We start from the raw sequence: 13,277 nt of genomic DNA on the forward strand, positions 1-13,277 counted from the left end.
ACCGGACAGGTGGCAGGTGACGGACACTCGGCCGGGGTCGAGAGCCCTCGGCCCCTCGACCCTCGCCTGTCGACGCCGGTACCCGCCCCGACGAACGAGACGCACGGCACCGGCGCCTGACTCCCGGCCGAATCCCCTCGCGGTCCCGGGCCCGCCCGGCCCGGCACCGCGAGGGCCGTCTCCGTCCTTTCTCACTCCTGTCTCACTCCTGTCTCACTCCTGTCTCACTCCTGTCGGGCGCGCCGACCGGGGTCCCGGACAGGTCTCGGAGGCGACCCCGCGGCCATCCCGCCCGTCCCGGCAGCCGTCGCCGAACCGTACGTCCCGGCCATCCCGCCGGACGGCCGTCGACCGGCCGCCGCCCCCGCCCCCGCCAGGGTCAGGGTCGCCAGCAGTGACGCCGTCGCCATCAGCGTCATCGCCACACCGGGAGCGCCGAGTTGGGCCAGCGTCCCCGCCAGGGCCGCGCTCACACCCTGCATCGTCAGCATGCCCGCCGAGTGCAGGCCGAGGGCGTGACCGCTCAGCTCCTGCGGGGTCAGGCTCATCAGGCGTTCCTGCTGGATGAGACTCGCGCCGAAGCCCACCGAGGCGAGGGCCGCGCAGGCCGCCGCCACGGGCACCGCGGGGCGCAGCGCGAAGAACAGGTACGGGGTCGCCAGGAGCAGCAGGAACGGGATCCCCAGACGACGGCGCAGGGCGGGCGGAAGCAGACGGCCCGTGGTGAGGTCCCCGGCGAACATGCCGAGCGCCGCGCACGCGAACAGCTCGCCCGCCCGGTCGGGTGCGTAGGAGACGTACAACGACTCACAGCCGACGACCAGTCCGTTCGGGACCCACAGCAGGAGGTAGGTCGTCCGGCGCGGCGGGGACGACCACAGCAGCGCGTTGGTGCGCCAGGTCTGTGCGATCGACGGACGCCCGGAGGCACGCGGGGCGCGGCGGGTCAGGCCGAGGCCGGCGGCCCCGGCGGCCGCCAGGTACAGCGCGGACGCGATCAGCAGTGTCGTACGCGGCGACAGGGCGGTCACCAGGACGCCGCCCGTCGCGTATCCGCCGATCTGGAGGAGGCCGGTCGTCATGTTGAAGACCGAGCGGCCCAGCAGATAGCCGTCCTGGGACAGGATGTCGTTGAGCAGGCCCCAACGGACCCCGCCGCCGAGGGACTGCACCAGCCCCAGCAACAGGATCAGCGCGAAGACCCCGCCCATTGGCAGGCCGGGCACCGCCATCGCCGCCGTACCCACCGCGAACACGCAGGCGATGCCCGTCATCGTGGCGCGCGGCGGCAGCCGGTCCGCCCCCGACAGCAGCGTGGTCGCGCCCACGACCTGCGCAAGCTGCGGTCCGAACATGCTCACCGCGGAGAGCAGGGGCGAGTCGGTGGCCCGGTACACGAGCGTGCCGAGCGCCAGGCCGCCGAGCGTGGAGGCGGCCGTCTGGAGAGCGGAGGTCAGAAAGAGCGGGGTGAACTCCCGGGTGCGGAAGAGATCGGAGTAGCTGCGCATGGCCGGAGTCTGAGCGGGTGCCGGGGGCCGCCGTTAATGTTTCGCGTACGCGCGAAAGGTCACCGCAGGCCGACGGCACGCACGAGGGGGCGTACGCATCATGGGTCTCTGGTACGTCAACGCCGACACCCTCGCCCGCAGTCGATTCGTGCTCTCGCCGCTCGCGGAGGCCTTCGCGAGCCTCAAGGTGCTGCACGCGGGCACCGCCACCCACCCCGGGGAACGCGCCTGGCTGGACACCCACCTGCCCGGCTACCGCAGGCTGCTGGCCGCCGATCCCGTCACCGCGCTGCTCGTTCGCAGCGGTGTGGGCAGGGAGTGGATCGCGGACTTCCTCATCCCGGCGCCGAGGGACGGCGAGACCTTCGAGGAGGGTGTGGCCCGGGTCCGCGCCGTGTCACCGGCCGTGGCCCGCGCCCATCTCGCCGTCTCCCTGCGCGGCCTCCTCCCGGCCCTTCTGGACCGCGACGACCTTCCCGAACGGGCCGCCGGGCTGCTGACCTACGTATGGACACGCACCGTACTGCCCTCCTGGGAGCGGCGGCGCCATGTCCTGGAGGCCGATGTGGTCGCCCGGACGGCGCGGCTCGGGCGGGACGGCTGGGCGGCCGCGGTGGACACCCTGCGGCCGGGCCGGACGCGCTGGCTCGGCGGGAACCGGCTCCAGATCAACCTGCACGCGTATCCGCCCCGTGAGATCTCCGGCGCGCAGCTCGTGTTCGTCCCCGTCACCTCGCAGACCGGCTGGGTCACCTGGGAGGACCGCGACCGGTACGCCCTTGTCTACCCGTGCGCGGGCGTGCTGGCCCGGGGACCGCATCCGGCGGTGCCGACGAGCCTCGCCGCGCTGCTCGGTCCGGCCCGGGCCCGCATCCTCGTGCTCCTCGAGTCGCCCATGAGCACCAGCCAGTTGGTCGCCGTGACGGGGCAGGGGCTCGGCTCGGTCGGGCGCCATCTCCGGGTGCTGCTGGACGCGCGGCTGGTGGAGCGGCGGCCCGCGGGAAGGTCGGTGCTGTACTCGCGTACGGCCGCGGGTGAGGTGCTGGTCACAACGCAGCGCGGCTGACGGGGACGTCACGGGGCGGAGTTAGCATCCGCTGCATGACGACTACTGACAACACCGCCGGATCCGTCCTCGACGTGGAGATCGACGCGCTGCAGGGCGGCCCCGCGCGGCTGTCCCGGTACGCGGGCAAGGCCGTGCTCGTGGTGAACGTGGCCTCCAAGTGCGGGCTGACGCCGCAGTACGCGGGCCTGGAGCGGCTTCAGGAGCGGTATGCGCCGCTGGGCTTCACCGTGCTCGGGGTGCCCTGCAACCAGTTCCTCGGGCAGGAGCCCGGCAGCGCCGAGGAGATCGCGGAGTTCTGCTCGGCGACCTACGGCGTGACCTTCCCTATGACCGAGAAGATCGAGGTGAACGGCGAGGGGCGGCACGCGCTGTACGACCGTCTCGTCGGCTTCGCGGACGCCGAGGGACACAGCGGCGACATCCGCTGGAACTTCGAGAAGTTCCTGATCGGGAAGGACGGCCGGATCGCCGCCCGGTTCTCGCCGCAGGCCGAGCCGGAGTCGGCCGAGGTCCTCGCGGCCGTGGAGAAGGCCCTCGCCTGAGCCGCCTGGGCGAGGCCGGTGTCCTCACGTGGTCCTCGTGAGGCGGGAGGTCTCATTTTGGTCCTCGTGAGGCGAGGGCCTCGCTTGCTCCTCGTGAGGCCGGGGGCCTCGCTTGACCTTGCCCCTGGGGCAGACGGGAGCGTCCCCGTCACCGGGCGGAAGGCGTCCGGTGACGGAGGATGACGAGGTGACCGACGATCTGCTCACCATCGGCGTGTTCGCCGCCCGATCGCGGCTGTCGCCGAAGGCGCTGCGGCTGTACGACCGGCTGGGCCTGCTGGCGCCCGCGTACGTCGACGAGACGACCGGCTACCGCTACTACCGCGACGATCAGATCGAACGCGCCCGCATGGTGGCCCTGCTGCGCCGCCTCGACATGCCGCTCGCGCGGATCGCCGAGGTGGTGGCGGCGGCTGCCGGGGCTCCGTCGTAGCGCGGAGGCCGGCCGGGGCCGCGCGGTGGCGGGGGCCGCACGGTGACGCGGGCCGCGCGGTGGCGGGCGGCCGAGCGTCGAGCGGCTCGCGCGCCCCGGCCGGACAGGCAGCGAGCGGCTCGCATCACCCGGCCGGGCAGCCCACCGTCAGCGCAGTTCCTCCGGGCACGGGGTCCCCCGCGGCAGCTGGTACGGCGCCGCCAGGCGGTAGGTGCCCGCGCGCGGGGCCACGAGCTCCGTCCACTTGTCGCCCGACGCGTCCTCGGAGGTCTCCATCAGACAGCCGTTGACGTTGTCGTACGTCTTCGGCATGCCGTCCGGGCGGTGCTTCGACTCCTCCGTCTCCTGCGGGGGCTTGACCCCCTTGCCCTGCGCGTCGACCAGGCCCAGCCACGGCGAGTACGGGATCCGGATGAGCACCCGGCCCGCCTTCTCCACCTCGATCGTCAGCTCGCCCTGCTCGGCGCGGTCGACGACCGCCGGGGGATCCGCCAGGGGAACGGGATCGGTCACCGCGAAGAGCTGCCAGTTGGCGTCGCCCCAGACCTGCCTCAGATACGGCATGCCCCGCTGGACGAGCTGCCGCTCGCGTTCGCCACCGTTCCCGTCGGGCTCGTCCTTCGGCAGGACCACGTAGTGCACCGCCCAGCGCTGGAGCCAGGCGTGGTAGTTCGCGGAGTTGAGTGTGTCGTCGTAGAAGACCGGGTTGCGCTCCATGTCGGCCTGACGGTTCCAGCCGCGGGCCAGGTTCACATACGGCGCCAGTGCCGACGCCTCCCGGTGCGAGCGCGCGGGGACCACCTCCACGCGGCCCTTCTCGGCGCCCACCACCTGGAGCTGGTTCACCAGGGGGGCCAGCTCGCGCGCCCAGGATGCCGCCGGGGTGGTGTGGATGATGTCGTCGACCGTCTTGATGCCGATCCAGGTGATGAAGCTGACGAAGGCGACGACGATGACGTACCACTTGCGGCTGCGCGGCACCGTGAACGGCAGCGCCGCGACCAGCATCACACCCGCGAACAGCATCGCCAGCCGGGTGATGTTCGAGCCGATCTGGGAGCTGATCAGCCAGACGAGGACCACGGACAGCCCGTAGACCGCCGCCGTGATCCGTACCGTCTGCCAGTCCTTCGGGACCACCAGGAAGATCACGACCGAGTAGAGGAGCGGCAGGATCACCGACGCCCAGGTCATCGGCTGCGTGCCGGAGAACGGGAACAGCCAGGCCGAGAGGGCCACCACCGCGGTCGGGGCGAGGCCGAGGGCCCAGGCGCCCGGGAGCCGCTTCTGGAGGAACAGCGCCGCCGCGACCAGGCCGACGAACAGGCCCGCCACCGGGGACGCCATCGTGGCCAGGGCGGCCAGCGGGGCGGCGCACAGCGCCTTCGCCCAGCGTTTGTGGCGCCAGCGGTGCGGCCAGCAGAAGACACACGCCGTCGCGCCCAAGGCGAACATCGTGCCGAGACCGAAGGTCACCCGGCCCGAGATGGCGTTGCACAGCAGCGCGAACACGCCGGCGAGGGCGGGCCACCACGGCTCGCGGACCGCACGGCTGCGGATGAGGACCAGCGTCAGCAGGCCCGCCGAGATCGTCCCCGCGATCATCATGGTCGTACGGACGCCGAGCACCGACATCAGATACGGCGACACCACGCTGTACGACACCGGGTGCATACCGCCGTACCAGGCGAGGTTGTACGCCGAGTCGGGATGCCGCCCCACGAACTCCGCCCAGGCGTCCTGTGCGGCGAGGTCGCCGCCGCTGTTCGCGAAAGTGAAGAACCACACGAGGTGCAGCAGTCCGGCGAGGGCCGTGACCGAGAGCACGGGGTGCCTGCGGGCCAGGTCCGCGCCGCGCGAGGACCGAAGACGGGTGAGCGGGGTGCGTGGCCGGGGAGCGGTGCTCTCGGGCCGGGCGGCGGGATCGTCCGCGGAGGGTGAGGGTGTGTCCGGATGCATGGTCGCGTCAGCGGCGGGTTCGGCCGATGGTATTCGCGGGCCCGTGGTCCCGGCCGGCTGACGGCCCCGATCGGCGTCGTCGGCGTGTGTCCGCTCCGCTGTGGCCACCTGAAGGCACTCCCCGTGTCCCGTTTCTGTTCTCGCCCCGTATCCGGTTCCGTTCCCGCCCCGCGCCCGGACATCCGCAAGGGTTCCGCCACCGTTCCGTGGGGGTTCTCTCGGAGGTCCGCCCCGGGCCAGGCTTTGCGGCTCGCGGCCTGCCCCGGCCTCGCGACGCTAGCACGCACCCCGCCGGCGGGCTCCCGGGTGGGGGCCGCCGACGGGGTGCGCCGTGTCGTACCTGCCGGAGAGGCGGGAGGGCGGGTCAGCCCAGTCGGGTGAACTTCGCGCCGTAGCCCGGCTCGCCGAGGTCCTTCTGAAGGGCGACCGGAATCGTCACGGCATGGCTGGAACCGTCGCCGACCGTCAGCCTGCCGACGACCGTGCCGGCCTTCGCCTCGTGCGGGATCGCCCTGCCGTCGCCCCCGATGGAGAGCTTGGTCCGCAGACCCGGCCAGCCGATGGCCGTCATGTTCCGGGTGGCGACCACCGGCGTCCGGCCGCCCATCCGGTCATCCACGTACCCGACGACGTCACCCTTCTTCACCACGGTCGCGGTGGTCAGGCTCTGCTGGACCTTGTCGATCAGCTTCTGACTGTTGGTGAGCGCGAGCTGGAGGCTGTCCCAGACGCGGCCGGTGTGGGCGTCCTGGTTGAGGACCGCGCCGTAGATCGTCTGCGTCTTGCCGTCGACGACCTTCGTGGCCGCCCACACCAGGTTGCCGCCGGCCGGGGTCGACGAGCCCGTCTTCAGACCGATCACGCCGGCCTGCTTCACCAGCAGGTCGTTGTTGTTGTAGATCGTCCCGCTAAGGCCGGGGATATCCGCCTTGGCCATGCCGACGATGCCGCGGAACACCGGGTTCTGCATGACCTTCCTCGCCAGCTTCAGCTGGTCGACGGCGGTGCTCACCGTCGACTTCTCCAGGCCGCTCGGGTCCGTGTACGTGGTGTTCGTCATGCCCAGCCCCTTCGCGGCGGCGTTCATCTTGCCGACGAAGGTCTTGTTGTCCGAGTCCCAGCGGGCGAGCAGCCGCGCCGCGTTGTTCCCGGACGGGATCATCAGCATCTGGAGCATCTGACGCTCGTTGAACACCTGGCCCTTCTTCATGGCCGCCGTCGACTCGTCCTGGTTCTTGGACTCGTCCTCGGCCTGCTGGTCCACGGTGATCTTCGGGCCGCCGTCGTTCCCCTTGAGCGGGTGCTCCTGGAGGGTGACATACGCCGTCATGATCTTGGTGACGCTCGCGATCGGCTGCGGGGTCTGCCTGCCCTCGGTGCCGACCATGCCGACGCCCTCGACCTCGATCGCCGACTGCCCCTGCCCCGGCCAGGGCAGGGCGAGCCTGCCGCCGCCGAACGTGTACGTGTCGTCGGCGGACAGCCCGAGGGTCGGGGTCGGCAGCGGACGGACCGCCTGCACGATCGCAAAGATGATCACGAGCAGCACGACGAGCGGGGTCCAGATCTTGATCCGCCGCAGAACGGTGCGCACCGGGGTCTCCGGCGGCGGCGGAGTGTTCGTCAGCTCGGCGAGCAGGTCCAGCGGGGGCTTCGGCGGCAGCGGCTGCTGGGCGGTGCGCTCGGGACCGACCCGGGGCAGCGCGGCGGTCGCGTCGGCGGGCGCGGACTGCGCGGGCTTGGGCTGCGTGGCCGCCTTGGACTGCTCGGTCTTCGGTGGCGCGGTCTTCGACTGCGTGGACCTGGGCTCGTCGAGCGGCTTCAGCGCTATGAACTTGCTGGTCCGCTCGGAGTCGGTCTCAGGCTTGGACCCGGGGTCGGCCTCGGACTCGGACTTGGACTCGGAGGCGGACCCGGGCTCGGCGGACGTCGGCGCGGACGGCTTGGCCACCCAGGAGGGCGCGGACTTTCTGTCTGTACCGGACTTTTCGGACGAGTCCGACGCCTTGGACGGCGTGGGCGACTTGGCGCCGCCGAGCTTGAGCATGGTCGTCGGCTGGTCGACGGCGGGCTCGTCCGTGGAGTCACCGAAGCCGCCGGACTTGCCGGACTTATCGGAATTCTCGGATGAATCGGATGACGACTTGGTGCCACCGCCGAGCTTGAGCATGGTCGTGGGCTGGTCCACGGCGGGCCGGCGCGGGGTCTTGAAGACGGCGGTGGGCTGGTCCACGGCCGGCTTGGTCTCAGGGGCGTCCGCGCCACCGTCGGAGCCCTCAGCGTCCGTATCCGCATCGGCATCGGCATCGGCGGACGCCGCAGCCTCTGCATCCCCGCCAGAGGGCTCGTCAGACGCCACCTCCTCCCCGGGGTTCGCCGTGCTCGCAGGCGCGCCCTCGGAGGCGCCTGCGGCCCCCTTCGGCTTCCCCTCCGAGAGGCCCCCGACCTCTCCCTCGACCTCTCCCTCGGACTCCTCATCCGACGAGCCCGCGGCCTCCCCGGCACCCGCGCCCACCGCGTCACCGGACCCAGCGCCACCGGACTCCGAATCGCCGGACACGGCGTCGTCGGACGCCGAATTCCCGGAGCCCTCGTCGCCGGAACGGTCCTCCTCCGCCTCCGACTTGGCCCCGGCACCCTCGGCCCCGGTCTCCGCCTCCGACGCGTCCTCGCCCTCCGACGCGTCCTCACCCTCAGCCTGGACCTCGGCCCCGGCACCCTCGGCCCCGGTCTCCGCCTCCGACGCGTCCTCGCCCTCCGACGCGTCCTCACCCTCAGCCTCGACCTCGGCCCTGGCCTCCGTCTCGGCCTCGTCCGCGCTCCGCACCCAGGACGCCAGCGAAGCCTCCTGCCGGGCACCGCCCTTGGCGGCCGTGGCGGCCGTGGCGGACTCCTCGGCGCCCGGAGCGGTCTCGTCCGCCGCCGTGCCGGTGGAGTCCCGCAACTCACGCGTGGACAAGACCGTCGTCGCCTGGTCGACCCTCGCCTTCTTGCCGGCCATCGCCAGCCGGGGGTCGCCGTCGCCCGCCGCCGGCCCCGGAACCGGAGCCCCGTTCCCCGACGTCGCTTCCGCCGACGACTCGTGCTGCCTCGACCTGTCGGGGGACTCGCCCGCCACCGATGCCTCCTCCTTGCGCCACGCACCCGCTCGCGCGCCTTGCCGAACCGTGAACCGCCGCCCGGACATCGCTGCCCGAACCATGTACCAGTGTCCTGTGTGAGGGATTGACCCCTGCGCTAGACGAGAACGACATACCTACCGGTTCCACTACATTCCGGTCACGCACCCTCGACAGACCAATGTGAGAGGGGTCACCCTGTCATTCATCCACGCGGGGAGGCATGGATGGGCAGGAGCCGCAGAACAATTCCGGAGGAGCTTCTGCTGCTGGCACTGGACCCGACGACGGGTACCACTGCACAGCCGCAGTCGCTCGACCTGGGTCTGGCCGGAGCACAGCTAGTGGAGCTGGCGCTGGCCGGACGGATAGCCCCGGATGGGGATCGTATCGCCGTGGTGGTACCACGGCCGACTGGAGATCCGACTCTGGACTGTGCGTTGGAGTTGCTGCGCAGGCGCGGCGCTCCGGTACGGGCCGTCCACTGGATCGGCGGGCCACGTCTCGGGCTGCGCCAGACCTACCTGTCACATCTGGAGCGGTGCGGCATGGTCCAGGCCGTACCGGGCCAGATGTGCGGGGTGTTGCCGACGACGCGCTACCAGGCGACGGACACGGCGATCAGCCGGGAGATCAGGGCCCGGCTGGATTCCGCGATCCGCACCGGCGTTCCGCCGGACCCGCGGACCGCGGCGCTCGCCGCGCTGGCCCACGCGGTCGGTCTCGGCAAGCACCTGTATCCGGGCAACGAGGGACGCTCGTCCCGTTCCCGGCTGCGGGATCTGATCAGGCACGACCCCATGGGCGGCCTCGTGGCGCACGCCGTGATGGACGTCCAGAACGGGGCCGCCGCGCAGCCACGCCGCGCCCCGGCCCCGGCCCCGGCCGGCCGCCAGGCCGCCGCGGCCAGGCCCGGGCCGGAACCCGCTCGTGGTGTCCCGATGCAGCCGCGCCGCGGATCCATGGCCCGCGTCGTGGCCCACTGAGCCGCCGCCCCACGACCCGGGGCACCGCCGTCCCGAGACCCGTTCGGGAGCCGCCGGCACGCGCGGGGCGACAAGACCGTACGTCCACAGGACGGCCCGGTCTCGCCGCCCCGCGCGGCCGCATGCCGACGCGCGCACGGACCGCACGGCACACGCATCCGGCCACCACGGCCGGCTCATATGCAAGAAGAGCCCAAGTCGCGCGCGTGCGGCGCATATCCGCTGTTTCCCAGCGGTAGTAAGCACCTTGGTGGCAATCTGCTCAGCAGCAGATACACAAAGTAGAGGCAGTAGCCGGAGGTGCACGTCCGTGGCGTCGAATGTCAATCCCACCGTCCGGCGGCGCCGCCTGGGGCAGGAGCTGCGCCGGCTCCGTGAACTCAAGGGCATGACCGCCGAGGAGGTCGCCGAGCGGCTGCTCGTCTCCCAGTCGAAGATCAGCCGACTGGAGAACGGCCGCCGCAGCATCAGCCAGCGCGACGTACGCGACCTGTGCGGCGTGTACGAGGTCGAGGACCAGCGCGTCGTCGACTCGCTGATGGAGATGGCCCGCGATTCGCGGCAGCAAGGCTGGTGGCACGCGTTCGGGGACATCCCCTACAGCGTATACATCGGGCTGGAGACGGACGCGGAGTCGCTGCGGGTCTACGAGCCCCAGGTCATCACCGGTCTGCTGCAGACTCGCTCCTACGCCGAGGCCCTCATCCAGGGCGCTCTGCCCGAGACGTCGGCCACGGACATCGAAAAGCGTGTGCAGGTGCGGATGCGACGCCAGGAGCGCATCGCCGCCGAGAACAACCCGCTGCGTCTGTGGGTGGTGCTGGACGAGGCAGCGCTGCGCCGGGTCGTCGGCAACAACCATGTGATGCGGGAGCAGTTGGAGCACCTCGGCGAGCTGTCCCACCTTCCGCACGTGACCGTCCAGGTGCTGCCGTTCGAGGCGGGCGCGCATCCCGGCCTGAATGGGCAGTACGCGATCCTGGAGTTCTCCGACGCGGCCGACTCCAGCGTCGTGTACCTGGAGGGGGTCACCAGTGACCTGTATCTGGAAAAGGCCAACGACGTGCAGAAGTACGCCGTGATGTACGAACATCTGCGGGCGCAGGCGCTGAGCGTGGAGAAGTCCCGCGAGTTCATCGCGGATGCGGCCAAGAGGTATGCGGATTCCACGTGATGAGCCCCGTCCCGGGCCTCCATACGAGCGGGCGGCGGATCATACACCGGTGAAACCTTCAAGCAGAAGGCTCCACCGGAACATGCCATCCGGTCGAGTGAATGGTCCCTCCGGGCGGGGATGTTGCCGAGTAGCTTCGATCACGCCATCAGCCAAACAGGGTGGCGCGATTCGGGCCGCGCGCACCGACAGGGCGCGCAACCCGATGAAAGCACGACAGCACGACCGCAAGTCAGCAACTCAGCAACTCGCTACGGAGTGAACATGGCCGTTCTTCAGGGGGCCACGGAAACGTGGACCAAGTCGTCGTATTCGACGGGCAACGGCGCCTGCGTCGAGGTCAAATCTCCCATCGTGGCGGCGCTCGCCGTACGCGACTCCAAGGTTCCCGCAGGGCCCGTCCTGGCTTTCCCGGCCGACGCCTGGAACGCCTTCGTGACGTCGATCAAGTAGCACCGACCGCCACACTTCCACACTCAGCAACGACAGAGCCCTCTCGACTGGTCCGCCGTCCCGGCCGAGGGGGCACGTCCGTGTCGTCGGGCGAGTGCGCGGGAGCCGCCGCACGGTTCAGCGGAGGTCGCCCACATACCGGTCGGTCCCCGGAACCGTGGGAACGAACGGCGCCACCAGTTCCACCCTCCCCAGGCCCGCCTCCGCCACCGCCCCGTCCAGCCCCGTGAAGTGTGCCTCCCAGCACCGCCTCGGGTCCTTCTCCAGGAACCACAGCAGGGTAAGACGCGTGTCCACCCCCTCCACCTGCTTCACATAGGACATACGGTCGCCGGGCAGCGGGGTCGGGCGGAAAAGGGTGACCATGGCGGCCGGGGAGCCCTTGAGGCGGCCGGGCAGGTGACGGCCCCGCAGCCACTCGAGCAGTTCGGCGCGCTGCTCCGGGCCGTCCGTGTCGACGACCTCCAGGACCAGGCCCGCGTACGGGTGGTCCAGCGCGTGCACGTCCCGGGGGCCCGCCGCGCCGTCCCGGTAGACCGTGGCCTCGTGGTCGTGGAAGGCCGTGAAGACATGGGTGCGGTCCCGGTAGACGCGGGCGTCGCGGTTGAGGCGCTTGTTGATGGCGACCGTCCAGCGCATATGGTCGTCGTAGCGGCCGTCCGTGATCCAGTACGTGGAGAGATAGCAGCCCGCCGTGACCGGCTGCGCCACCGCCGACTTCTCGGGACGGCGCAGCAGTTGCAGCTCCCGGGTGGCGACCCAGCGGCGGCCCGCGAACATCCAGGGCATGGCCATGGCACCGGCGTAGTAGTGGTCGTCCTCGTACCAGCGGTTGTACGCGTACTCGTGCCCCGGGTGCGGTTCCACCATCGTGATCAGGGCGTGGCCCGGGTGGACGCCGTAGGGCCCCACGGCGGCCAGTTCCGCGTACACCGCGCTGCGCGTGTCCTCACCCATTCACCGTTCCCCTTCCCCTTCCCCTTCCCTCCTCCGCCGGTCGTCCTTACTCTGACGCTCCGTCAGGAAAACCGCCATATCCGGGAGGGGCCGATGTCACTGCTCCAGGGCAAGACCGTCGTGGTGTCGGGCGTCGGCCCCGGGCTCGGCCACCAGGTCGCGGCGGCCGTGGTGCGGGACGGCGGCGCCGCGGTGCTCGGCGCCCGTACGAAGGAGAACCTCGCCAAGTCGGCCGCCGCACTCGATCCGGACGGGGCACACACGGCGTACCGGGCGACCGACATCACCGACGAGGCGCAGTGCGAGGCGCTCGCGGCGCTGGCGCTGGAACGGTTCGGGGCGATCGACGCGGTGGTCCATGTCGCCGCGTGGGACAGCCACTTCGGCGGGCTTCAGGACGCGGATTTCGCCACCTGGCACTCGGTCATCGATGTGAACCTGATGGGCACCCTGCGGATGACGCGGGCCTGTCTGCCGGCGCTCAGGAACGGCGGCGGCTCGGTGGTCTTCATCGGCACCCAGTCCTCGGTGGCCGCGCCGTCCCAAGTGCGCCAGACGGCCTACGCGGCGTCGAAGGGGGCCCTCACCAGCGCCATGTACTCCCTGGCCCGGGAGCTCGGCCCGGATCGCATCCGGGTCAACGCCGTGCTGCCCGGCTGGATGTGGGGCCCACCCGTCCAGGCCTATGTGCGGTTCACCGCGCACACCGAGGGCATACCGGAGGCGGAGGTGACACGGCGTCTGACGGACCGGATGGCCCTGCCGGAACCGGCCACCGACGGTGACGTGGCGGACGCGGCGGTCTTCCTGGCCTCCGACCGGGCGCGGGCGATCACGGGCCAGTCCCTGCTCGTGAACGCCGGGGAACTGATGCGCTGACCACCACGATCCGTCACAGCGGCGGCGCCCCGAGTCGGCGTGATGTAACCGAATGCCCCACGCCTCCCCTCCTGGCCGTACGGGACCCGCATCCCGTGCGGCCTGTCCGTCGCGCCTGAGCCACCCGATCCACCGGATGTCTCCCGACTGGCGAAGTGCCCGCTCATGGTGTGGCCCATGTCACGAGCGCGACAACCG

10 protein-coding genes and 1 pseudogene are annotated in these 13,277 nt (G+C 71.3%); 7 read left to right on the forward strand and 4 right to left on the reverse strand.

The features are described from left to right. Window positions 1–224: 224 nt before the first annotated feature. On the reverse strand, window positions 225–1,508 hold the full coding sequence (locus ACIP94_RS18205; RefSeq protein ID WP_402426149.1) for an MFS transporter: 1,284 nt from the start codon (window positions 1,506–1,508) through the stop codon (window positions 225–227). A 100-nt stretch (window positions 1,509–1,608) separates the two neighbouring features. On the opposite strand from ACIP94_RS18205, the gene ACIP94_RS18210 reads away from it, so the two are divergent. From ACIP94_RS18210 to ACIP94_RS18220, 3 genes and pseudogenes are all read left to right on the forward strand, one after another. Continuing rightward, window positions 1,609–2,574, forward strand: a complete 966-nt coding sequence (locus ACIP94_RS18210) for an ArsR/SmtB family transcription factor (protein WP_402426151.1) — start codon at window positions 1,609–1,611, stop codon at window positions 2,572–2,574. 35 nt (window positions 2,575–2,609) lie between these two features. Continuing rightward, window positions 2,610–3,119 carry a glutathione peroxidase gene (locus ACIP94_RS18215; protein ID WP_402426153.1) on the forward strand — a complete coding sequence of 170 codons (510 nt, stop codon included), beginning with the start codon at window positions 2,610–2,612 and terminating at the stop codon, window positions 3,117–3,119. Window positions 3,120–3,288: 169 nt separating this feature from the next. Continuing rightward, window positions 3,289–3,534, forward strand: a pseudogene (locus tag ACIP94_RS18220) (MerR family transcriptional regulator); the annotation flags it as partial. Window positions 3,535–3,699: 165 nt separating this feature from the next. Here ACIP94_RS18220 and ACIP94_RS18225 read toward each other — a convergent pair. Then, entirely contained in the window at window positions 3,700–5,619 is a 1,920-nt protein-coding gene (locus ACIP94_RS18225) for an MFS transporter (protein ID WP_402426155.1), read from the reverse strand. A 256-nt stretch (window positions 5,620–5,875) separates the two neighbouring features. Continuing rightward, complete coding sequence (locus tag ACIP94_RS18230; protein WP_402426157.1) at window positions 5,876–8,629, reverse strand: D-alanyl-D-alanine carboxypeptidase; 2,754 nt, start codon at window positions 8,627–8,629, stop codon at window positions 5,876–5,878. A gap of 228 nt (window positions 8,630–8,857) precedes the next feature. On the opposite strand from ACIP94_RS18230, the gene ACIP94_RS18235 reads away from it, so the two are divergent. The 3 genes from ACIP94_RS18235 (at window position 8,858) to ACIP94_RS18245 (ending at window position 11,243) form a co-directional block, all read left to right on the forward strand. Then, complete coding sequence (locus ACIP94_RS18235) at window positions 8,858–9,616, forward strand: GPP34 family phosphoprotein (protein ID WP_402426159.1); 759 nt, start codon at window positions 8,858–8,860, stop codon at window positions 9,614–9,616. A gap of 310 nt (window positions 9,617–9,926) precedes the next feature. Beyond that, window positions 9,927–10,790 carry a helix-turn-helix domain-containing protein gene (locus tag ACIP94_RS18240; protein WP_402426161.1) on the forward strand — a complete coding sequence of 288 codons (864 nt, stop codon included), beginning with the start codon at window positions 9,927–9,929 and terminating at the stop codon, window positions 10,788–10,790. Window positions 10,791–11,054: 264 nt separating this feature from the next. After that, the gene (locus ACIP94_RS18245) at window positions 11,055–11,243 is read left to right on the forward strand and encodes a DUF397 domain-containing protein (protein ID WP_402426163.1); all 189 of its coding nucleotides are present in this window, start codon (window positions 11,055–11,057) and stop codon (window positions 11,241–11,243) included. A gap of 117 nt (window positions 11,244–11,360) precedes the next feature. Here ACIP94_RS18245 and ACIP94_RS18250 read toward each other — a convergent pair whose 3' ends face one another. Further along, window positions 11,361–12,200: a hypothetical protein gene (locus ACIP94_RS18250; RefSeq protein WP_402426165.1), complete on the reverse strand. Its 840-nt coding sequence runs from the start codon at window positions 12,198–12,200 to the stop codon at window positions 11,361–11,363. Window positions 12,201–12,293: 93 nt separating this feature from the next. Here ACIP94_RS18250 and ACIP94_RS18255 point away from each other — a divergent pair, with 93 nt between their 5' ends. Further along, window positions 12,294–13,079 (forward strand): SDR family oxidoreductase, encoded by a 786-nt coding sequence (locus tag ACIP94_RS18255; RefSeq protein WP_402426167.1) that lies wholly within the window; start codon window positions 12,294–12,296, stop codon window positions 13,077–13,079. The last annotated feature ends 198 nt before the right edge of the window (window positions 13,080–13,277 follow it).

This window comes from Streptomyces sp. NPDC093261, assembly GCF_044753645.1.
GTDB lineage: Bacteria > Actinomycetota > Actinomycetes > Streptomycetales > Streptomycetaceae > Streptomyces.

Excerpts from the sequence above, each read along its gene's own strand:
- ACIP94_RS18205 (WP_402426149.1), bottom strand. The coding sequence starts at position 1,508 with ATGCGCAGCTACTCCGATCTCTTCCGCACCCGGGAGTTCACCCCGCTC.
- ACIP94_RS18255 (WP_402426167.1), top strand. The coding sequence starts at position 12,294 with ATGTCACTGCTCCAGGGCAAGACCGTCGTGGTGTCGGGCGTCGGCCCC.
- ACIP94_RS18250 (WP_402426165.1), bottom strand. The coding sequence starts at position 12,200 with ATGGGTGAGGACACGCGCAGCGCGGTGTACGCGGAACTGGCCGCCGTG.
- ACIP94_RS18245 (WP_402426163.1), top strand. The coding sequence starts at position 11,055 with ATGGCCGTTCTTCAGGGGGCCACGGAAACGTGGACCAAGTCGTCGTAT.
- ACIP94_RS18210 (WP_402426151.1), top strand. The coding sequence starts at position 1,609 with ATGGGTCTCTGGTACGTCAACGCCGACACCCTCGCCCGCAGTCGATTC.
- ACIP94_RS18235 (WP_402426159.1), top strand. The coding sequence starts at position 8,858 with ATGGGCAGGAGCCGCAGAACAATTCCGGAGGAGCTTCTGCTGCTGGCA.
- ACIP94_RS18215 (WP_402426153.1), top strand. The coding sequence starts at position 2,610 with ATGACGACTACTGACAACACCGCCGGATCCGTCCTCGACGTGGAGATC.